Raw genomic sequence first — 20,038 nt, forward strand, 5'->3', positions numbered from 1 at the left:
GCCGGGCCGCGCGTGAGACCCTTGGAGTCCCGGTGCCTTCCGGATGCGCCCCGCGCCCGGCCGGCCCGCCCCGAACTCTTCGCATCCGCACCCCGTCCTCGAACGAAAGCCGCACAGTGACCGCCACCGACCGTTCTCTCGACCTCATCAACACCGCCGCCCAGGCGGCAGCCGACAAGCTCGCCCACGACGTCATCGCCTACGACGTCAGCGACGTGCTGTCGATCACGGACGCGTTCCTGCTGGCCTCCGCGCCGAACGACCGCCAGGTCCGGGCGATCGTCGACGAGATCGAGGAGCGCCTGCTGAAGGAGCTCGGCGCCAAGCCCGTCCGCCGCGAGGGCGACCGCGAGTCCCGCTGGATCCTGCTCGACTACGTCGACATCGTCGTCCACGTCCAGCACAGCGAGGAGCGCGTCTTCTACGCCCTGGAGCGCCTGTGGAAGGACTGCCCCGAGCTGGAGCTGCCCGAGGAGGCCCGTGCCACCCGCGGCAAGGCCGAGGAGCACGCCAAGCTGAACGCGGACGAGGCCGGTGACGAGTCCGGCCAGGAGCGCTGATGAACGCCACGGGTGAGGTGACCGACCGGCCCGGCCGGGGCCGCCGCGTCATCCTCTGGCGGCACGGCCAGACCGCGTGGAACGTGGAACGCCGCTTCCAGGGCACCACGGACGTGGAGCTGACCGCGACCGGTGTCGCCCAGGCCCGCCGGGCCGCCCGGCAACTGGCCTCGCTGCGGCCCGACGCCATCGTCGCCTCGGACCTCAAGCGCGCCTCCGACACGGCCGACGAGCTGGCCGCCCTCACGGGCCTCGACGTGGCCCGCGACGAGGCCCTGCGGGAGACCTACGCGGGTGCCTGGCAGGGCCTGACGCACGAGGAGATCATCGCCAGGTTCGGGGACGACTACGCCGCCTGGAAGCGCGGTGAGCCGGTCCGGCGCGGCGGTGGCGAGCTGGAGACCGAGGTCGCCGACCGGGCCGCTCCCGTCGTGCTGCGGCACGCCGAGAAGCTGCCCGACGACGGCACCCTCGTGGTGGTCAGCCACGGCGGCACCATCCGCACCACCATCGGCCGGCTGCTCGGTCTGGAGTCCCGCCACTGGGAGAGCCTCGGCGGGCTGACCAACTGCTGCTGGTCCGTCCTCGGCGAGGGCGCCTGCGGCTGGCGGCTGCTGGAGCACAACGCGGGCAGCCTGCCCGAGCCGGTCCTCGGCGACGACGACTGAGCCGCTCGGAGCCCCCGCACGGGGCCCCGGGACCCGGATTTCACTTTCCGGCAGGTCACAGGCTAAAGTTCTTCTTGTTCGCCCCGCCGAGCGGGAAGAACGCAAGGGGCTATAGCTCAGTTGGTAGAGCGCCTGCATGGCATGCAGGAGGTCAGGAGTTCAATTCTCCTTAGCTCCACAGATCGACACTCGTACCGAGTGATCAGAGATCGGTGATGAAGATCCCGTCCCTTCGAGGGGCGGGATCTTCTGCTTGTCCCCCTGCTTGAGTCGTTCGCGTTCCATGGTCGTATACCTCTGTGAACGGTGTTCGCGCGGAGGCGACCGTGTCCGGACCGGTACTGAGGCGTCGCTGACCGTGCAGGCCCGGCCGTGGCAGAATCAGACGGCCGGAAGGGGGCTCGGCCCGACGGGAGGGAGTGGCGATGTCTGCGAGCATCCTTGGGGAGGTCGGCGACCTCCTCGGGGCGGCGTGGATACGGGACACGGCCACCCGGCTCGACTGCCCTTCCTGCGGTTCCGCGCACGTGGCCCAAGTCCTCGGCGACAACGGCGGAATCTCCTACGTGTGCACGGCCTGCGGCCATAGCTGGAGCTGAGCGATGGGTGCACACAGGCGGAAGTGCGACTGGTGCGGGAGCGGCACCCCGATCGTCCGCGACATGGAGCCGATCAACCCCGACTACCAGTACTGGTGCGAGGAATGCGCGCGGGCGCTGATCATAAAAGGCGACCCCATCGAGACGTACCGCGAGCTGGAGGGCGAGCCGATCTACGGGCGGCTGCTCGAGGAGCACTGCACGCTCAAGCGGTTCTACTCCTTCGTCACGGCATAACGGACATTTTGCCTACACCGGGTCGGAGCGGAAACCGATTTGGTGTTCCACCCCCAGGGCCGTGTAATGTTGGCATCGCCGCCGGGGAAACCGGGCGGAAAGCAACAAGGGGCTATAGCTCAGTTGGTAGAGCGCCTGCATGGCATGCAGGAGGTCAGGAGTTCAATTCTCCTTAGCTCCACAGAAAACGAAGGCGGACCGTCGTAAAGACGGTCCGCCTTCGTCGTGTTGCGCGCCCGATGCCCGCACCGGGCCGTCCGCGGCGGGCCACCCGTTCCCGGACGACCCGCCGCGAGTGCGTCAGCGTCCCAGCGCGCGCCGACCCCGGCCCTGGGAGACCACCGGAAGGTTCCGCGCGGGCGCCTGGCCGCGGGTGTCCTCCTCGATCCGCAGGGCGAGCGCCGGGCAGCGGCGCACCGCGCGCAGCGCCTTCGCCTCCGCGTAGCGCGGCACCTGGGCCTGGGCGACCGTCGGGAAGCCGTCCGCGCCCAGCTCGAAGACCTCCGGGAGGATGTCCGCGCACAGGCCGTGGCCCCGGCACAGCGTCCAGTCGACGTAGATCTTCTGGCGGCTGCCGCCGGCCTCCTCCGGCGCCGCGCCGCTCGTGATGCCGGCGGGGAGCTTGCCGTCCTCGAAGAGCGGCAGGACGCCCTCCACGGGCCGTCCGCAGCCGTTGCCCAGCACGTGCGCGGCCAAGTCGTCGGTGAACGCCTTGATGGTCGACTCGAGGAACATCGCCGAGCCGTCCGGGTGCGAACACGCCCCGCGCCGCTTCACGTTCTTGGCGACCTGCTTCAGCGCCTCCAGCGCGGCCGGGCCGCCGCCGTTGATGATGTCCTCCAGGCCCCGCGCGGCGGCCGGCAGTCCGAGGTAGCACGGGCCGCACTGCCCGGCGCTCTCGTCGGCCAGCCACTGCGCCACCCGCAGCGACTCGCCCAGCGGACAGGTCTCCTGACTGATCGGCAGGATCGCGCCCGCGCCCAGCGCGCCGCCCACCGCGTCCAGCGAGTTGCGCGAGACGACCGCCTCGTTCACCGTCGCCGCGTCGATCCACTTGCCGTGGTAGCCGCCGGTCAGCACGCCCTGCGGCACCGGCGGGGCGCCGGCGAGCTGGAGGATGTAGCGCAGCGGCACGCCGGTGGGGGCCTCGATCACCATCGGGCGGGCGACCGCGCCGGACACCGTCAGCATGACCGTGCCCGGCTCGTCGTACAGACCGGTGTTGCCGTAGCGCTCGGGGCCGATGCGGGCGGCGATGGCGAGCTGGGCGAAGGTCTCCGCGTTCGACAGCAGGGTCGGCACCCCGCCCACGCCGCTCTGGGAGGCGCTGATCTTGCGGCCGGGCGGGATCGCCGGGCCGCCGTCCACCGAGCGGATCAGGGAGGCGGCGGCGCCCGTGACCATGCGGACCGGGTTGCGCTGCACCCAGGCGCGCAGGGCCGAGCGGCGGGAGTTGCTCAGGCCGCGCTCGGCGAGGGCCGCCTCCATGGAGCGCTGGGTGGACTCACGGGTCACGCCGATCACCAGCGTGCGCGCGCCCATCGCCTCGGCGCACAGCAGCGCGCCGTCCAGGATGAGGTGCGGGGCACGGTTGATCAGCACCGTGTCCTTGCGGCAGGCCGGCTCGTCCTCGCTGCCGTTGACGACGACGACCGGCCGTACGCCCTTCTTGATCGCCGACTCGGCGACCGAGCGGAGTTTCTTGTGGAAGGGGAAGCCCGCGCCGCCGCGGCCCTTGAGATTGATGCTCTCGGCGAGTTGCGCGAGCTGTTCGCCGCCGAGCGGCTCGAGCGGCCCGTGCACCTTCAGATGCATGGGCAGATCGAGCCGCTCCACAAGGTCGAAACCCGACGTGAGCTGGGGAAGTCCGACCACGCGGACTTCGGGGACGTCGGGCAGGGCCTCGTTCACCTATGGCCTCCGGAAGGCGTGTTCCAGGGTTCGCCCGAACCCGGCGCGTCGTAACCGGCGCCGGGGGTCGCTTGCGAGGCGGGACCGCTGTTGAACGTGTCGGAGGAGTTGTACGTCCCGTAGCGGGCGTTCGTCTCACCGGTGTTGTACACATCACTTCCGCCGTATCCCGGGGTGCCCGGATTGCCATAGGCGGGGATGTTGTATCCGGTGTCCTGGAGCGGGTCGTAGGAAGAGGGCGGGGCCTCGCCGACCGGGGGCGGGGACGGCACCGGCCAGCCGGGACCCCCCGGGCCGGAGGGGTTGGGCACGCGGGGCATCGCCTCGGTCGGCTGCGCGTCCCGCCTGCCCTGGTCGGCGCCGTAGGGCTGCTGGGGGACGCCCGGACTGTTCGCGGTGCGGTAGGCGGCGGCGAAGCCGGGGTCCGGTGCCGGGGCGGCCGGGGCCTGGAACAGCGGGCTGCCGCCGGAGGGGGCGCGGCGGGGCTCGCGGCGGTTGTCGAAGCCCGGCTCGGACATCCGGCTGCGGCTCGCCTCCAGGCGGTCCAGGTCGGGGCGCTCGCCGTTGCCGAAGAGGCCGACCAGGCGGTCGGCGAGCTTGCGCTTGACCGGGCGCGGGGCGGAACGCAGCGCGAGCCCGGCCATCACGCCGAGCAGGGAGAGGCCGTAGAGGATCACGAAGACCGGCTTGGCCTGGCGGCCCGCGTAGAGGCCGTGCACCAGGGCCGCGCACCACGCCGGGTAGGCGAGCATGTGCATCGCGCGCCAGCGGGCGGCCACGGGGGCCGGGGTGGCGAAATTGCTGCGCAGGGCGCCGGTGACGCCCACGAAGACCATCAGCAGTCCGGCCAGGGAGCCCAGGCCGATCAGGCCGCCGCTGCCGGTGACGCCGAGGGAGAAGGGGATCAGGGCCGCGACCAGCTTGGTGTGGTCCAGCGCGATCTTGGTGGTGATGTGCAGCAGCAGGAACGCGATCGAGCCGACCGCCATCGTCCGGTGCACGGCCTGGCCGATGATCCGCTGGCGGGTGTTCAGCAGGACCCGGTCCTGGGCGACCAGGCCCCAGATGACCGAGCAGCTGAGCGAGACGAGGGACAGCACGCCAGCGCCGAAGTTCAGGAACTCCTGGAACTGGCTGCCTCCCACCAGCACGACCACGGGTATGAGCAGCAGGAAGACAGCGGACGCCACCCCATAGGCCGACCGGCCTGGCTTGGGGAGCGAGCTGTTACTACGACGAGGGTTCATGGGGGCAACTCCGAGCAGTTTCGGGAAGGCGGTCCCGCTGCCGAACTCTAGGTGGAGCCATACCGATCAGTACGAGGTTTGAGTTATTGCGTTGTTATCAAAGGACGAATCACCTGCGGCGTCGTCCCTTAGTGACTGTTACGCGAAGTAATCCTTGACCCGGATTCAGATCTGGCGGCCGTACGGACATGTCTCACCTGCATACGCAAGCGCGTCGCGGCTTGCTCAAGGGCTGCGGTACCCTAGCGCCATGCGTGCTGTACGCCTTCTGCTTAGCGAGCCGCGCTGATCAGTCCCGACCACCGGTCGCCCCGGCGGGTCGGCATCGGCGCGGCTTCCCCTCCTGTGCGAGGGGTTTTTTCGTTTCCGCGGGCAGAGACGATCGATGGAGCTTTGAGGATCATGAGCGAGACGAACCCCGCCGCCACCGCCGCCGCGTCGGCGGAGGCCGCGCCGCACCGCTACACGGCCGCACTGGCGGCCGAGATCGAGGCACGCTGGCAGGACTTCTGGGACGTCGACGGCACCTACGCCGCGCCGAACCCCACCGGCGACCTGGCGGGCGATGCCGCGCTGGTGGCGAAGCCCAAGAAGTTCATCATGGACATGTTCCCCTACCCCTCCGGCGCGGGCCTGCACGTCGGCCACCCGCTGGGGTACATCGCCACCGACGTCTACGCCCGCTTCCAGCGCATGACCGGGCACAACGTCCTGCACACCCTGGGCTTCGACGCCTTCGGCCTGCCCGCCGAGCAGTACGCGGTGCAGACCGGCACGCACCCGCGCGTGTCCACCGAGGCCAACATGGAGAACATGAAGGCCCAGCTCCGCCGGCTGGGCCTGGGCCACGACAGGCGCCGCTCGTTCGCCACGATCGACCCCGAGTACTACAAGTGGACCCAGTGGATCTTCGTCCAGATCTTCAACTCCTGGTACGACGACGAGGCGAAGAAGGCCCGCCCGATCTCCGAGCTGGTCGCCCTGTTCGAGTCCGGTGAGCGTCCCGTACCGGGCCACACGCGCGCGTGGAGCGAGCTGACCGCCGCCGAGCGCGCCGACGTCCTGGGCGAGTTCCGGCTGGCCTACGCCTCCGACGCGCCGGTCAACTGGTGCCCCGGCCTGGGCACCGTGCTGGCCAACGAGGAGGTCACCGCCGACGGCCGCTCCGAGCGCGGCAACTACCCGGTCTTCAAGGCCAAGCTGCGCCAGTGGAACATGCGCATCACCGCCTACGCCGACCGTCTGATCGAGGACCTGGACGGCCTGGACTGGCCCGAGGCCATCAAGCTGCAGCAGCGCAACTGGATCGGCCGCAGCGAGGGCGCCCGCGTCGACTTCCCCGTCGACGGCGAGCGCATCACCGTCTTCACCACCCGCCCCGACACCCTGTTCGGCGCGACCTACATGGTGCTGGCCCCCGAGCACCCGCTGGTGGAGAAGTTCACCCCCGAGGCGTGGCCCGAGGGCACCCACGAGGCGTGGACCGGCGGACACGCCACCCCGGCCGAGGCCGTCGCCGCCTACCGCGCGCAGGCCGCCGCCAAGTCCGACGTGGAGCGCCAGGCCGAGGCCAAGGACAAGACCGGCGTCTTCACCGGCGTGTTCGCGGTGAACCCGGTCAACGGCGAGCAGGTCCCGGTCTTCATCGCCGACTACGTCCTGATGGGCTACGGCACCGGCGCCATCATGGCCGTCCCCGCCCACGACACGCGTGACTTCGCCTTCGCCCGCGCCTTCGAGCTGCCGATCCGCTGCGTGGTCGAGCCGACCGACGGCCGCGGCACCGACACCGACGCCTGGGACGACGCCTTCGCCTCCTATGACGCGAAGCTGGTCAACTCCGCCGGCGAGGGCATCACCCTGGACGGCCTGGCCGTCCCCGAGGCCAAGGCCCGCATCACCGACTGGCTGGCCGAGGCCGGCATCGGCGAGGGCACCGTCAACTTCCGGCTGCGCGACTGGCTGTTCAGCCGTCAGCGCTACTGGGGCGAGCCCTTCCCGATCGTCTACGACGAGGACGGCATCGCCCACGCGCTGCCCGAGTCGATGCTGCCGCTGGAGCTGCCCGAGGTCGAGGACTACAGCCCGCGCACCTTCGACGCGGACGACGCCGACACCCGGCCCGAGACCCCGCTGTCGCGCAACGAGGACTGGGTCCACGTCACCCTGGACCTGGGCGACGGCCCCAAGAAGTACCGCCGCGAGACCAACACCATGCCCAACTGGGCGGGTTCCTGCTGGTACGAGTTCCGCTACCTGGACCCGCACAACGACCGGCAGATGGTCGACCCCGAGAACGAGCGCTACTGGATGGGCCCGCGCGAGGGCATGCCGCACGGCGGTGTCGACCTGTACGTCGGCGGCGCCGAGCACGCCGTGCTGCACCTGCTGTACGCCCGCTTCTGGTCCAAGGTCCTGTTCGACCTGGGGCACGTCTCGTCCGCCGAGCCGTTCCACAAGCTGTTCAACCAGGGCATGATCCAGGCCTACGTCTACCGCGACAGCCGGGGCATCGCCGTCCCCGCCGCCGAGGTCGAGGAGCGCGACGGCGCCTTCTACCACGAGGGCGAGAAGGTCTCCCGGCTGCTGGGCAAGATGGGCAAGTCCCTGAAGAACGCGGTCACCCCGGACGAGATCTCCGCCGAGTACGGCGCCGACACCCTGCGCCTGTACGAGATGGCCATGGGCCCGCTGGACGTCTCCCGCCCCTGGGACACGCGCGCGGTGGTCGGCCAGTTCCGGCTGCTGCAGCGGCTGTGGCGCAACATCGTCGACGAGAACACCGGCGACCTCACCGTCACCGACGCCGAGCCCGACGAGGACACGCTGCGTGCCCTGAACAAGGCGGTCGACGGCGTGGGCCAGGACCTGGAGGGCCTGCGCTTCAACACGGCCATCGCCAAGGTCACCGAGCTGAACAACCACCTGACCAAGGCGTACGGCAGCGGTGGCGCGCTGCCCCGCACGGTCGCCGAGCCGCTGGTGCTGATGATCGCGCCGCTGGCCCCGCACATCGCCGAGGAGCTGTGGCGCAAGCTGGGCCACACCGACTCCGTCGTCCACCGTGACTTCCCGGTGGCGGACCCCCGGTACCTGGTCGACGACACCGTGACCTGCGTCGTGCAGATCAAGGGCAAGGTCAAGGCCCGCCTGGAGGTGCCGCCGGGCATCTCCGACGAGGAGCTGGAGAAGGCCGCGCTGGCCGACGAGAAGGTCGTCGCCGCGCTGGCCGGCGCGCCGATCCGCAAGGTGATCGTGCGGGCGCCGAAGCTGGTGAACATCGTCAGCGGCTGAGGGGGCGTGCCTCGCTGAGCGGCCGGTGCCTCAGGTGCCGGACCGGGTGTCGGGGTGATCCCCTACGGGCAGGTTCCGGGTTCCGATGGAACCCGGGGCCTGCCCGCTGCGTTTACCGTGGAGACGGTGGAGAGCGAGGTGGCTCGCGGCCCGCGCCCTGAGGAGGAACGGTCATGGAAGCAGTGATCACCGTGTTCGCCGTGCTCTTCGTGCTGCTGTTCGTCCTCGGCACCTACGCCACGGTGAAGGCGGTCGGCGCCGCCAAGCGCAGCGTGGACCGCACCATCGCTCAGGGCCGCCGCACGGTCGAGGACCACACCCTGCGCGCCAAGTCGCTCACCCGCCCCGGCCCGGCCGGGGAGATCGCCCAGCTCCGGCTCACCCTGCGCACCTCGATGCGCGCCACCCAGGACGCCCTGTACGCGGGCCCGGCCGAGGACGCGTCGCTGAAGGAGTCCCTCGGCCTCTTCGAGCGCCTCAGCGCGCACGGCCGCGAGCTGGACGCCGTCCTCAAGCACCTGGAGTCCGAGCCGGACCGCGCCACCCTCACCGCCCGGCTGCCCGACCTGCGCACCCGCACCGAGCGCATCACCGCCTCCGCCGACTCCCTGCGCTGGGCCGCTCGCGACCGCGCGAGCCGCTTCGCCGAGGACGACCTGGACGCTCTCAGCAGCCAGATCGACATCGAGGCGGGCGCCCTGCGGCACTGGACCAGCGTGCAGGCACCGGCCGCCGCTCCCTGGCCCGAGGCCCCGGCCGCGGCCGACGAAGCGGCGACCCGAGGCCAGACCTGGCCCCAGGAACCGGAAGCCCGGTCCGCCATCACCCCGCCCGCCGCGCGACCCGCCTACCCCTGGCAGAAGAAGCCGCGCCCGGAGAGCACCGCCTGACCGCCGGCAGCCCTCCGGGGCCGGGCTGCCGTGCGGGCGCTACGGCAGGTAACCTCCAGCTCATGTCCCGCCATGTCGCTATCGTCACCGATTCAACGGCCTACTTGCCGCCGGGGCTGATGGAGCGCCACGGCATCACCTCGGTGCCGCTGACCGTGGTCCTCGGCGACCAGGCGCTCGAAGAGGGCACCGAGATCTCCACCCGCTCCCTGGCCCAGGCCCTGCAGAAGCGTCGCCCGGTCACCACCTCCCGCCCCGGCCCGGAGCAGTTCGCGCGGACCTACCGCGAGATCGCGGAGACGGGTGTGGACGGCATCGTCTCCCTGCACCTGTCCGCCGAACTGTCCGGCACCTACGACGCGGCCGTGCTGGCGGCCCGTGAGGCCCCGGTACCGGTCCGGGTCGTGGACACCGGCATGGTCGCCATGGCGCTCGGCTTCTGCGCGCTGTCCGCCGCCGAGGCCGCCGAGGCGGAGGGCACGGTGGACGAGGCGGTGACGGCCGCCGAGAAACGAGCCGCGGGCACCACCGCCCACTTCTACGTCGACACCCTCGACTATCTGCGCCGGGGCGGCCGCATCGGCACCGCCCAGGCCCTGCTCGGCTCCGCGCTCGCCGTCAAGCCGCTGCTCCGGCTGGAGAACGGGCGCATCGAGCTGCTGGAGAAGGTGCGCACGGCGTCCAAGGCGATCGCCCGGCTGGAGGAGATCGTGGTGGACCGGGCGGGCGGGGCCGAGGTCGACATCGCCGTCCACCATCTCTCCGCCCCCGAGCGGGCGGGGGCGTTGGCGGAGCGGCTGCGTGAACGGGTGCCTGGACTAGCGGAGTTGCATGTCAGCGAGGTGGGGGCGGTGATCGGGGCGCATACCGGGCCCGGGTTGCTGGGGGTCGTGGTTTCGCCGCGTTGAGGTGCTCTTCGCGCCTGCCCCTCACTCCTCGGGGTGGCGGAGTTATCCACAACGGCGGCCTTTTCCACGGAAATTGAGCAAGATCCACTTTCCGTGACGGGATGTCCGATCCTCGTGCCATGGCACTTCGATCACTGTCCCGTGTATCCACTCCGACCAGCGGTCCCGGCCGGGGCCCCGACTCCGACAGCCGGGTCCGCCATCGCCGCCCGCCCGAGCGCGGTCGTGCCCGGCACCGCTCACCCGTCCCGGCGGAGGAGCTGCGCCGCCGCGCCGAGCGGCTGTTCGGCGAACCGGGGGTGGAGTCGGGGAGCGGGCCACCGGTGGGCGTGGAGCTGCCCTCCGAGGCGCCACTCGCTGACTCCGGCCGACGGGAGCGGGCCGGGCTCGCGCTGCGGGACCGGGTGCCCATGTGGGTGCAGGCGCGGTGCGGGGTCGAGCGGCGGAGCGTGCTCGCACTCGCGGTGCTGCTGGTGCTGGCCGCCGCTCTGGCCGCCCAGCACTTCTGGAGCGGGCGTACACAGAATGTGAGCGCCCCTCAGGTGGTGCGCGAGGCTCCGGTGCGGTTGAAGGCGCGGGAGGCGGGCGACGGCGCGGGCTCCGTGGTCACGCCTGGTTCGCCGGGTGCGCAGATCGTGGTGGACGTCGGGGGCAAGGTGCGTGATCCGGGGATTCGGCGGCTGCCGTCGGGGTCGCGGGTGGCGGACGCGCTGAAGGCTGCGGGGGGAGTGCGGCCGGGGGTGCGGGCCGAGGGGCTGAACCGGGCCCGCTTCCTGGTGGACGGGGAGCAGATCGTGGTGGGGGCGTCGGGTGTGCCGGTTCCGGGGGTCCCGGCTCCGGTCGGGCCGGGTGTGGCGGGGTTGGCCGGTGGGGCTCCCACGGCGCCGGTGTCGCTCGGCACGGCGACTGTGGAACAGCTCGACACGCTGCCCGGCGTGGGCCCGGTGCTGGCTCAGCGCATCATCGACTACCGCACCCGGCACGGCGGTTTCCGCTCGGTGGACGAGCTGCGCCAGGTGGACGGCATCGGTGACCGGCGCTTCTCGGACCTCCGGGCACGGGTGGGGCCGTGAGGGCCGATGTGGACGACCCTGCCTGGAAGGGTGACTCCCATCCTCGGCAGGAGGGCCCGGTAGACCTGCGGCTCGTAGGGCCCGCGCTCGCCGCGTGGGCGACGGCGGCGCTGGTCCTGGACGTCCCGCCGGGGTGGAGTCTGGGGATCGCGGGCGCCGGTCTCGTGGTCGGGGCCGCGCTGCTCCGGGTCCGGCCCGGCCGGTATCGCGTTCCGGTCGCGGCGGTGCTGCTCTGTGTCGCCGCGTCCGCCGTCTCGGCGGGGCTGCACGGGGCCGATGTACGGCGCGGACCGGTGCCGGAGGCGGCGCGGCGGTTCGGGACCGTGGCGGCGGAGGTGGAGCTGACCGGCGACCCCTGGTTGAGCGTGCCCCGGGTGCGCGGGGATCACGCGGCGCCGGTGGGGGTGTTGGCGCGGGGTGAGGTGCGGTGGGTGGGGGAGGGGGCGGGGGGCGGGGAGGGGGCCCGCACCCGAAGTCCCGTACTCCTGGTCGTCGACGCCGATGTACCGGCCCCCGGAGCACGCGGGGACAGGGCCGACGCGCGTGTGGCGTGGCTCCGGCTGCTCCCCTCCACCCGGCTGCGCGTGACCGGCAGGCTGGCGCCGCCCACCTCGGCAGGTGACCGTACGGCGGCCGTGCTGCGCGTAAGGAGCTGGCCGCCGCCGGAGGTCGTCGCGGGACCGAGTGCGCCGCAACGGCTGGCGGGTCGGCTACGGGCGGGGCTGCGGGAGGCGACCGAGGAACTGTCGCCGGACGCACGGGCGTTGCTGCCGGGGCTGGTCGTCGGAGACACCTCGCGGATCACCCCCGAGCTGGACGACGCCTTCAAGGCGACCGACCTCGCGCACACCCTGGCCGTCTCCGGGAGCAACCTGACGATCCTGCTCGCCCTCCTCATCGGCCCGCCGGGAATGGCGGGGCTGGCCGAACGCCGGGGCATCGCACCCTTCCTGGGCCTGTCCCTACGCACCACCGCCCTGCTCGCGGGAGCGCTGACCCTCGCCTTCGTGATCGTGTGCCGCCCCGACCCCAGCGTGCTGCGTGCGGCGGCGTGCGGCTCGGTCGCCCTGCTGGCCCTGGCGACCGGCCGCCGCAGATCGCTCGTACCTGCGCTTGCCACGGCCGTACTTCTCCTCGTCCTGTACGACCCCTGGCTGAGCCGGAGTTACGGCTTCGTCCTCTCGGTGCTGGCGACCGGTGCGCTGCTTCTGCTGGCGCCGCGCTGGAGCGAGGCCCTGCTGCGGCGCGGGGTGCCCGCCCGGCTCGCCGAGGCGCTGGCGGCGGCCGCGGCGGCGCAGGCCGCGTGCGCGCCGGTCGTGGCGGTGCTGTCGGCCCGGGTGAGCCTGGTGGCGGTGCCGTGCAACCTGCTGGTGGAGCTGGCCGTGGCTCCCGCGACCGTGCTCGGGTTCGCGGCGCTGGCGGCGGCACCGGTGTCGATGCCGTTGGCCAAGGTGCTGGCCTGGTGCGCGGGTTGGCCCGCCGGATGGATCGCCACCGTGGCCCGTACCGGCGCGGCCCAGCCCGGCGCGGGCGTGGACTGGCCGGGAAGCTGGCCGGGGGCGCTGCTGCTGGCCGCCGTCACCGTGATCCTCGTCCTGGCCGGGCGGCGCCTGCTCCGGCACCCCTGGTGGTGCGGCGCGCTCGCCCTGCTCCTGCTGCTGGCGGTCGTACGTCCCGCCCCGCTGACCCGCGCGGTCACCGGCTGGCCCCCGCCGGACTGGCGGTTCGCCATGTGCGACGTGGGGCAGGGCGACGCCACCGTGCTGTCGGCCGGAGCGGGCGCCGGGGTCGTGGTGGACGCCGGACCCGACCCGGCACCGGTCGACCGCTGTCTGCGCGAGCTGGGCATCACCCGCATCCCCCTCGTGGTCCTCACCCACTTCCACGCCGACCACGTGGGAGGGCTCTCCGGAGTGCTGCGGGGCCGTTCGGTCGGCGCGATCGAGACCACGGGTCTGGCCGAACCCGCCGACCAGGCCGAATCCGTGCGCCGGGAGGCCGCGGCCCGGCACATCCCGCTCACGACGGCCGCTGCGGGCGAGGCGCGCCGCGCGGGCCCCCTCGCCTGGCAGGTGCTCTGGCCGGCGGCCGACCACGTGACCCCGGACGGCCCGAACGACGCCAGCATCACCCTCCTCGTCCACACCGCCGGCCTCCGCCTGCTCCTCCTCGGCGACCTCGAACCCCCCGCCCAACGGGAGCTGCTCCGCACACCGCAGGCCGCCGACCTGGCCCACGTGGACGTACTGAAGGTCGCCCACCACGGCTCGGCCTACCAGGACCCCGACCTGATACGCCTCGCCGCACCCCGCGTGGCCCTCATCTCCTGCGGTACGGACAACCCCTACGGCCACCCGGCCCCCTCCACCCTGGCCGCCCTCCGCTCCGGCGGAGCCACGGTGCTCCGCACCGACCGCGACGGCGCCCTAGCCCTCACGGGGTCGGGCGGGCCACGCGGCGGGATGAAGGTGATGAGGGATTGAGGGCACGACGGCTGACCTACTCCTGCTCGCGCGTTACTACGGTCAGCCTCTCGGGCTCCTCGGCCACCCAGGTCGGGCCGCCGCCCGCGTGAGGCCGAAGGATGTACCGGGAACCGCGCTGGACGTCGGTCACGATGGCCTTCCTGCCGGTGGCCCCGTCGCGTACCGCGTCACCCACCCAGGGCTTGCCGTCCTTCATCGCCCCTCCACCCGCAGCTCGCCCCACACCTGCTTGCCCCACGGGTACAGCTCGGTGCCCCACCGGGCCGTCAGCCTGTCCACGATCAGGAGGCCACGACCCCGTAACGGGACGCCGGTGAACTCGGTACGAAGTACAGGCAGAACCTTCGACCGGTCGACCACACCCAGCCGGACCGTGTTCGGTGTGGGTCGCCCGACGACCACCCGGATCGAAGCGGACCGGGCGTGCTCGACGGAGTTGGCGACCAGCTCCGACGCGACGGTGACGGCGTCCTCGATCAGCATGTCCATACGCCACGCCGCGAGAGCGGTCCGAACGAGCCTGCGCGCCTCGCCGGCGCTCTCCGGCTTCCGGGGAAGGGTCTGGGAGTATCCGGGATGCCCCGTGGGGTGGGGTGTGACGGTCACTGTCATGGGGACCTCGAACAGGTATGGGAACCGCATACCGGGTCACTCCGGAGCGGCTGTGTCGTCGCTCCAGTCAACGGCCGCCTGATCTGGGGCAGCAGGAAAAATCGCCCCCACGCGTATGCGGGAGGACCGGAAATTTCATGTGGTTCCGGCTCACTGAAAGGCACTCATTCACTACCGTGAGTATGTGGAGGGGAACGGGAGCCTCATCAGCGCCATGGTCGAGCTGGGCCTCACGCAGACCGGGTTGGCCGAGCGGGTCAACGACCACCTGATCCGCGCCGGGCACGAAGGCACGGTCAGCGACAGGACCGTTCGGAACTGGCTGACCGGAAAAACCCGCTGGCCCCACCCCCGCCAACGGGAAGCCATAGAGGCAGTATTCGGGTGTGCGGCCGGGGCGCTGGGCTTCAGGCCGCCGGCGCGACGGCCCCCCTCGAACTCTCCGGAGGACCCCGTGGACCGTAGGAATTTCCTCAGTGCCGCGACCGGAACGACGGCCTCGGTGGTCGCCCCCTTCACTGGAGCACCTCCACACGTCGGCACCTCTGACGTCATCCGTCTCCGCCGGGGGCTGGACGCCCTGATGGAGGTGGACCGCAGCAGAGGCGGCCACGAAGGTCTGGAACGAGCCGCACTCTCCGGAGCCGCAGAGGCACTGGCGAAGCAGAAGCTCGGGGCCACCCAGCGCATCCGCCAGCGGCTCTTCTCCGTGGCCGCCGACTACACCGCCACAGCCGCCTGGAGCGCTATCGACGCCCGCCGGATGGACCGGGCCTCACAGCTCCTCGGCCGAGCCCTGTACCTGGCCGGCATGGGCAAGGACCCGGTCGCCGAAATGAGGGTCTGGAACTCGTACGCGATGCTCGCCCACCACCGGGACGAGTTCACCGAAGCAGTCGATGCCGGATACGCGGCGCAGGGAACGGCCATTGCCCGGAGGGCTCCCCTTTTCGCCTCCCTGGCCCACGCTCGTACGGCCATCGGACATGCCAACCTCGGCAACCGGCAGGCTGCCATCCGTTCCCTCGAGTACGCGCAGGACGCTCTGGGCAAGGCGGACGCCTCCGAGCCCACCCCGAGCTGGATCGCCTTCTACGGGCCGGCCGAGCTGATGGCCATGACGGCGATCGTCCGGGACCGTATCGGAGATGCCGCCGAGTCCGAAGCGGCATCTCACAAGGCCCTGAGCACGTTCCCGGAGGAGTTCCGCAGGAACCGGGCTCTGGCCACGGGCCGCCTTGCCCTGGCCCAGCTTCACCAGCGCGACGTCGACCAGGCGTGTTCCACGGCCTCCACGGTGTTCACCTTGATGTCAGGGCATCCGATTCCTGGGCGCATGAGGTCTCTCCTCGGCGACTACTACCGAGACTTGATCACCCTTGCGCCCGACGCCACGATCGCCCGAGAGTGGGGCGACCGCTACCGCACGGAATGGAGTCGCCTGTGACCGCCGCTGGGCTGGACATCCGACACTTCGGGACCGAGGACCTGACGGAGATCCGTCGGACGATCATCGACCTGCACGCCGCAGCGGCCGGACCGGACCGGGACGACGACTTCAAGAAGAAGTTCCCCTGGTTCGTGGACCACTGGGGCGGCAAGGAGGGGTACGTCTGCGTGATCGCGTACGACGACGGGACGCCGGTGGGCTTCGCCTACGGCGCCCCGTTGGACGAGGGCCGGGAGTGGTGGCGGGAGTACGTGCGAGAAGTCCCCGAGAAGCACCGGACGTTCGCCTTCTCAGAGCTGGCCGTGCACCCCTCCAAGCGCAAGCAGGGTGTCTCGGACACGCTCACCCGCGCCCTCTTCGAGAACCGCCCCGAAGACCTCGCGGTCCTCCTGGTCGACGTGACCCACCCGCGCGTCCAATCCCTGTACGAGGACTGGGGCTTCAAGAAGATCGGCGAGCGCCGGCCCTTCCCGGACTCCCCGGTCTACGCCGTCATGCTCGCCGAGCTGCCCTTGCGGTAGCCCCCTGGCCGACGAAGGCGCCGTCGCCGGAGAAGAGGCCGGACCGGACCTGGTCCGCCTCCACGCTCAGGTTCGGCGACAGTGGTGGGGGTGCGCCCACGGTCATCGGGCGCTCCAAGTCCCAGGGCAGCCCCGGCCCTTCACCGCTGCTGTCGCCGCCCTGTCGGTCAGGCCTTCCGGCTGTCGGCCCTCTGTCGGGGCTTTGTCGGCCCCCCTTGTGAGCGTGGCCCCATGAGCATTCACGTCACGATCATCGGTGCGGGACTCGGTGGCCTCACGCTGGCCCGCGTTCTGCACGTCCACGGCATCCGGGCCACGGTCTACGAGGCGGAGACCTCTCCCACGGCGCGCGCGCAGGGCGGGCTTCTCGACATCCGGGACTACAACGGCCAGCCCGCGCTGCGGGACGCCGGTCTCTACGACGAGTTCCGCGCCCTCATCCTCGAAGGGCGCCAGGCGACACGCGTCCTGAGCCGGGAGGGCGAGGTGCTGCTGGACCTGCCCGACGACGGTACGGGCACCAACCCCGAGGTCCCGCGCGGCGAACTGCGGCAGATGCTGCTCGACTCGCTGCCCGCCGGCACCGTGCGGTGGGGCCACAAGGTCACCGGGGTCCGCGGGCTCGGCGGCGGCCGTCACGAGGTCGCCTTCGCCGACGGCGCCACGGTCGAGACGGAGCTGCTGGTGGGCGCGGACGGCGCGTGGTCCCGGGTCCGGCCGCTGCTGTCCGGCGCGACGCCCGAGTACACCGGCGTCTCCTTCGTGGAAACCCATCTGCTCGACGCCGACACCCGGCACCCGGAGAGCGCGAAGCTCGTCTGCGACGGCTCCACGATGATCCTCGCCCCGGGCAAGGGGGTGCTGGTGCACCGGGAGCGGGGCGGGAACCTGCACACCTGGGTGATGCTCGTCCGGCCGCGCGAGTGGTTCGACGGGATCGACTTCTCCGACTCAGCCGCCACGCTCGTGCGGATCGCGCACGAGTTCGACGACTGGGTTCCGCAGCTCACCTCGCTGATCGCTGACGGAGACACCGCGCCGGTGCCGCGCCACATCCACGCGCTGCCCGCCGAGCACCGCTGGGACCGCCAACCTGGCGTGACGCTCCTCGGTGACGCCGCCCACCTCACGGCTCCGAACGGCGAGGGCGCCAACCTCGCCCTCTACGACGGCGCCGAACTCGGCAAGGCCATCGCCGCACACCCGGGCGACGTGGAGGCCGCACTCACCGCGTACGAGCGGGAGATGTTCCCGCGCAGTGCCGCGGCCGCGCTGGAGGGGGTCGATCTCCGCGAGATGCTGGGCGACGACACGCCGTACCACCTGATCAGCCTGTTCACGGAGTAGCGGGTCACTCCGCGGGCCTTCCGGGGTACGCGTACGTGGCGACGCGGGCCCATACGCCGCACAGCCCACCACACTGGGCCCATGAACCCCACCCAGGCCGACGCCTACCTCCGACGCCTCGGCGCGGAGCGCCCCGCGCGGGCCACCACCGACGCCCTGCGGGACCTGCACCTGCGCCACCTCCAGACGGTCCCCTTCGAGAACCTGTCGATCCACCTGGGCGAGCCGGTCGTCCTGGAGGAGGAAGCGCTGCTGCACAAGGTGGTCGGCGCCCGCCGGGGCGGCTTCTGCTACGAACTCAACGGCACCTTCGGCCTGTTGCTGGCCTTGCTCGGCTACGAGGTCCAGCTCCTCGCGGGCCGGGTGCACGGGGACGACGGGCTCGGTATCCCGTACGACCATCTCGCCCTGCGGGTGCGGACGGTGGACGGTGGCGACCTGCTCGCCGACGTCGGGTTCGGCGCCCACAGCCACGGTCCGCTGGTCTTCGGTGAGCGCGGGGATCAGGCGGACCCCGGCGGGACGTTCCGGGTGGTGGAGGCGGGTGACGGGGACCTGGACGTCCTCCGGGACGGCACGCCGCAGTACCGCCTGGAGACGCGCCCCCGCTCGCTCCCCGACTTCCGCGCCGGAGCCTGGTGGCACTCGACTTCACCGACGTCGCACTTCACGCGGTCCCTGGTGTGCTCGCGGATCACGGAGGACGGTGGGCGGATCACGCTCAGCGGGCGGACGTTGACGACCACGGACCCGGACGGGCGGAAGGAGGTGCGCGAGCTGGGGACGGACGAGGAGGTGCTCGCCGTGTACCGGGACGGGTTCGGGATCGGGCTGAGTCAGGTGCCCACCGTCCGGAGCGGCCAATTCGGGTGAGTTCCGGCGCATGGGTCGGACTGCTGTGATGTAGCCCCGTTTTGCTCGAAAGTCGCATCGGTGATCGAATGACCCTTCGGCAAACGCAGGATGTCGAGGCGCACAGGAGTGGCGTACATGTTCGGCCGGTGGCTGGAGAAACGAACGGACCGGGTCCACCGGACGAGCCCCCTGGCGGCGCTCCGCACCCCGGCCGACGCGGGGGTGCTGAGCTGCCGGGTGCTCGATCCGGCCAACCAGCCGGTCGCCTCAGCCGAGTTCACCGTCAGCGACAGCCTGGGCCGCAGGGTGGTCACCGGCGGCACCGACCCCTACGGCTCCTTCATGGCGACGGTCCCGGCCGGCGAGTACCGGCTCGCGGTGTCCGCCGAGGGGTTCACGCCCTACCGCGCCACGGCCATGGTCGCGGAGAGCGCCCTCGCCTCGCTCGGTGACGTGACCCTCCAGGTGGCGCCCCCGCCCCAGGCTCCCGAGCGGGGTGACTGGGACGTCGACCCCGCCCACTCCTCCATCGCCTTCACCGCACGGCACATCGGACTGGCCCGTATCCACGGCCGGTTCAACTCCTTCGCGGGCGCCGTGCGGATCGCGGACCGGGTGGAGCACTCGGCGATGCACGTGGTGATTGACGCGGCCTCCATCGACACCGGGGTCCGGATGCGCGACGACCACCTGCGTTCGCCCGACTTCCTGGACGTGGGGCGGTACCCGACGCTGGAGTTCTACAGCGAGCGGTTCGTCCGCCGAGGCGGCAACCGCTGGGCCGTCACCGGCGGGCTCTCGCTGCACGGCGTGACGCGTACCGTCACCCTCGACACCGAGTACCTCGGTCTCGGTAACGGCATGGAGGGCGAGACGCGCGCCGCCTGCCGCGCCACCACCGAACTCCACCGCGACGACTACACGATCAACTGGCAGACCCTGCTGACGCGCGGCATCGCGGCGATCGGGCCGAGCATCCGGATCGACCTGGACGTGCAGATCGTGCCGCGCGTGTTCACGGGCTGAGCCTCCCGGCGGCCGACCTCCGCGACACCCACCCCGCGTCCCCGCCGCCGAGCCGTACCGGAGAATGGCCGCGTGAGTGATGTGAGACATGTGCTGGTGCTCCCCGACCGTGACGCCGCCGAGGAGGCGGCCGAGGCGCTCGGAGCGCGGTTCGGAGTCGACGAGGAGCCCCGGCTCGTCCGCGACGCGCTGGCCGGCGAGGACGACGCGGAGGACGCCCAGTGGCTGGTGGTCCTGCGCGACGAGGCGGAGCGGCTGGACCCCGCCGAACTGGACGCCTTCGCGGCCGAGTGGGACGGCTGGCGCGAGGAGCCGTGAGCCCGCGCTCTGCCTGCCCGTCCCTGCCTGCCTACC

19 protein-coding genes and 2 tRNA genes are annotated in these 20,038 nt (G+C 71.8%); 17 read left to right on the forward strand and 4 right to left on the reverse strand.

Translation table 11 applies throughout. From position 1 onward, the window contains the following. Positions 1–116 precede the first annotated feature (116 nt). From rsfS to HEK131_RS05475, 6 genes are all read left to right on the forward strand, one after another. Positions 117–560, forward strand: a complete 444-nt coding sequence (gene rsfS / locus HEK131_RS05450) for a ribosome silencing factor (protein WP_217463364.1) — start codon at positions 117–119, stop codon at positions 558–560. Beyond that, positions 560–1,228 carry a histidine phosphatase family protein gene (locus HEK131_RS05455; RefSeq protein WP_244333852.1) on the forward strand — a complete coding sequence of 223 codons (669 nt, stop codon included), beginning with the start codon at positions 560–562 and terminating at the stop codon, positions 1,226–1,228. The genes rsfS and HEK131_RS05455 overlap by 1 nt, the downstream gene beginning before the upstream one ends. 105 nt (positions 1,229–1,333) lie before the next feature. Then, positions 1,334–1,406, forward strand: a tRNA-Ala gene (locus HEK131_RS05460). A gap of 247 nt (positions 1,407–1,653) precedes the next feature. Further along, positions 1,654–1,827: a hypothetical protein gene (locus HEK131_RS05465; protein ID WP_202494484.1), complete on the forward strand. Its 174-nt coding sequence runs from the start codon at positions 1,654–1,656 to the stop codon at positions 1,825–1,827. Positions 1,828–1,830: 3 nt separating this feature from the next. Beyond that, positions 1,831–2,064: a hypothetical protein gene (locus HEK131_RS05470; RefSeq protein WP_006136074.1), complete on the forward strand. Its 234-nt coding sequence runs from the start codon at positions 1,831–1,833 to the stop codon at positions 2,062–2,064. 108 nt (positions 2,065–2,172) lie between these two features. Then, a tRNA-Ala gene (locus HEK131_RS05475) sits at positions 2,173–2,245 on the forward strand. 119 nt (positions 2,246–2,364) lie between these two features. Here HEK131_RS05475 and HEK131_RS05480 read toward each other — a convergent pair. Next, positions 2,365–3,975, reverse strand: a complete 1,611-nt coding sequence (locus HEK131_RS05480) for an NADH-quinone oxidoreductase subunit NuoF family protein (RefSeq protein ID WP_161145897.1) — start codon at positions 3,973–3,975, stop codon at positions 2,365–2,367. Continuing rightward, positions 3,972–5,222, reverse strand: a complete 1,251-nt coding sequence (locus HEK131_RS05485; protein WP_244333853.1) for a cytochrome b/b6 domain-containing protein — start codon at positions 5,220–5,222, stop codon at positions 3,972–3,974. The genes HEK131_RS05480 and HEK131_RS05485 overlap by 4 nt, the downstream gene beginning before the upstream one ends. Before the next feature lie 402 nt (positions 5,223–5,624). Between HEK131_RS05485 and leuS the strand changes: the two genes are divergently transcribed. The 5 genes from leuS to HEK131_RS05510 all read left to right on the forward strand — a co-directional run bounded on the left by leuS (position 5,625) and on the right by HEK131_RS05510 (position 13,870). Further along, on the forward strand, positions 5,625–8,516 hold the full coding sequence (gene leuS, locus HEK131_RS05490; protein ID WP_217463367.1) for a leucine--tRNA ligase: 2,892 nt from the start codon (positions 5,625–5,627) through the stop codon (positions 8,514–8,516). A 173-nt stretch (positions 8,517–8,689) separates the two neighbouring features. Then, on the forward strand, positions 8,690–9,406 hold the full coding sequence (locus HEK131_RS05495; protein WP_244333854.1) for a hypothetical protein: 717 nt from the start codon (positions 8,690–8,692) through the stop codon (positions 9,404–9,406). Positions 9,407–9,468: 62 nt separating this feature from the next. Next, positions 9,469–10,314 (forward strand): DegV family protein, encoded by an 846-nt coding sequence (locus HEK131_RS05500; RefSeq protein ID WP_244333855.1) that lies wholly within the window; start codon positions 9,469–9,471, stop codon positions 10,312–10,314. A gap of 119 nt (positions 10,315–10,433) precedes the next feature. Continuing rightward, on the forward strand, positions 10,434–11,387 hold the full coding sequence (locus HEK131_RS05505; protein ID WP_244333856.1) for a ComEA family DNA-binding protein: 954 nt from the start codon (positions 10,434–10,436) through the stop codon (positions 11,385–11,387). Next, positions 11,384–13,870 (forward strand): ComEC/Rec2 family competence protein, encoded by a 2,487-nt coding sequence (locus HEK131_RS05510; RefSeq protein ID WP_244333857.1) that lies wholly within the window; start codon positions 11,384–11,386, stop codon positions 13,868–13,870. Before HEK131_RS05505 ends, HEK131_RS05510 begins: the two co-directional genes overlap by 4 nt. 16 nt (positions 13,871–13,886) lie before the next feature. On the opposite strand, the gene HEK131_RS05515 is transcribed toward HEK131_RS05510, so the two are convergent. Both HEK131_RS05515 and HEK131_RS05520 read right to left on the reverse strand, forming a co-directional pair. Beyond that, positions 13,887–14,069 carry a hypothetical protein gene (locus HEK131_RS05515; RefSeq protein WP_244333858.1) on the reverse strand — a complete coding sequence of 61 codons (183 nt, stop codon included), beginning with the start codon at positions 14,067–14,069 and terminating at the stop codon, positions 13,887–13,889. Then, positions 14,066–14,515, reverse strand: coding sequence for an ATP-binding protein (locus HEK131_RS05520; protein WP_347881846.1), 450 nt, complete (start codon positions 14,513–14,515; stop codon positions 14,066–14,068). The genes HEK131_RS05515 and HEK131_RS05520 overlap by 4 nt, the downstream gene beginning before the upstream one ends. Positions 14,516–14,699: 184 nt before the next feature. Between HEK131_RS05520 and HEK131_RS05525 the strand changes: the two genes are divergently transcribed. From HEK131_RS05525 to HEK131_RS05550, 6 genes are all read left to right on the forward strand, one after another. After that, positions 14,700–15,932, forward strand: coding sequence for an XRE family transcriptional regulator (locus HEK131_RS05525; RefSeq protein ID WP_347881847.1), 1,233 nt, complete (start codon positions 14,700–14,702; stop codon positions 15,930–15,932). Continuing rightward, complete coding sequence (locus HEK131_RS05530) at positions 15,929–16,456, forward strand: GNAT family N-acetyltransferase (RefSeq protein ID WP_432215613.1); 528 nt, start codon at positions 15,929–15,931, stop codon at positions 16,454–16,456. The genes HEK131_RS05525 and HEK131_RS05530 overlap by 4 nt, the downstream gene beginning before the upstream one ends. A gap of 231 nt (positions 16,457–16,687) precedes the next feature. Next, positions 16,688–17,803 carry an FAD-dependent oxidoreductase gene (locus tag HEK131_RS05535; RefSeq protein ID WP_244333862.1) on the forward strand — a complete coding sequence of 372 codons (1,116 nt, stop codon included), beginning with the start codon at positions 16,688–16,690 and terminating at the stop codon, positions 17,801–17,803. Positions 17,804–17,884: 81 nt separating this feature from the next. Then, entirely contained in the window at positions 17,885–18,676 is a 792-nt protein-coding gene (locus HEK131_RS05540; RefSeq protein WP_244333863.1) for an arylamine N-acetyltransferase family protein, read from the forward strand. 117 nt (positions 18,677–18,793) lie between these two features. Continuing rightward, entirely contained in the window at positions 18,794–19,684 is an 891-nt protein-coding gene (locus tag HEK131_RS05545; protein ID WP_244333864.1) for a YceI family protein, read from the forward strand. A 72-nt stretch (positions 19,685–19,756) separates the two neighbouring features. Further along, positions 19,757–20,002 carry a hypothetical protein gene (locus tag HEK131_RS05550; protein WP_161150010.1) on the forward strand — a complete coding sequence of 82 codons (246 nt, stop codon included), beginning with the start codon at positions 19,757–19,759 and terminating at the stop codon, positions 20,000–20,002. The last annotated feature ends 36 nt before the right edge of the window (positions 20,003–20,038 follow it).

The sequence above is a fragment of the Streptomyces seoulensis genome (assembly GCF_022846655.1).
GTDB lineage: Bacteria > Actinomycetota > Actinomycetes > Streptomycetales > Streptomycetaceae > Streptomyces.

Bases quoted from the DNA above. Each gene is read 5' to 3' on its own strand.
- HEK131_RS05455 (WP_244333852.1), top strand. From the start codon at position 560: ATGAACGCCACGGGTGAGGTGACCGACCGGCCCGGCCGGGGCCGCCGC.
- HEK131_RS05465 (WP_202494484.1), top strand. From the start codon at position 1,654: ATGTCTGCGAGCATCCTTGGGGAGGTCGGCGACCTCCTCGGGGCGGCG.
- HEK131_RS05470 (WP_006136074.1), top strand. From the start codon at position 1,831: ATGGGTGCACACAGGCGGAAGTGCGACTGGTGCGGGAGCGGCACCCCG.
- HEK131_RS05485 (WP_244333853.1), bottom strand. From the start codon at position 5,222: ATGAACCCTCGTCGTAGTAACAGCTCGCTCCCCAAGCCAGGCCGGTCG.
- leuS (WP_217463367.1), top strand. From the start codon at position 5,625: ATGAGCGAGACGAACCCCGCCGCCACCGCCGCCGCGTCGGCGGAGGCC.
- HEK131_RS05495 (WP_244333854.1), top strand. From the start codon at position 8,690: ATGGAAGCAGTGATCACCGTGTTCGCCGTGCTCTTCGTGCTGCTGTTC.
- HEK131_RS05500 (WP_244333855.1), top strand. From the start codon at position 9,469: ATGTCCCGCCATGTCGCTATCGTCACCGATTCAACGGCCTACTTGCCG.
- HEK131_RS05505 (WP_244333856.1), top strand. From the start codon at position 10,434: ATGGCACTTCGATCACTGTCCCGTGTATCCACTCCGACCAGCGGTCCC.
- HEK131_RS05515 (WP_244333858.1), bottom strand. From the start codon at position 14,069: ATGAAGGACGGCAAGCCCTGGGTGGGTGACGCGGTACGCGACGGGGCC.
- HEK131_RS05520 (WP_347881846.1), bottom strand. From the start codon at position 14,515: ATGCGGTTCCCATACCTGTTCGAGGTCCCCATGACAGTGACCGTCACA.
- HEK131_RS05525 (WP_347881847.1), top strand. From the start codon at position 14,700: ATGGTCGAGCTGGGCCTCACGCAGACCGGGTTGGCCGAGCGGGTCAAC.
- HEK131_RS05535 (WP_244333862.1), top strand. From the start codon at position 16,688: ATGAGCATTCACGTCACGATCATCGGTGCGGGACTCGGTGGCCTCACG.
- HEK131_RS05540 (WP_244333863.1), top strand. From the start codon at position 17,885: ATGAACCCCACCCAGGCCGACGCCTACCTCCGACGCCTCGGCGCGGAG.
- HEK131_RS05545 (WP_244333864.1), top strand. From the start codon at position 18,794: ATGTTCGGCCGGTGGCTGGAGAAACGAACGGACCGGGTCCACCGGACG.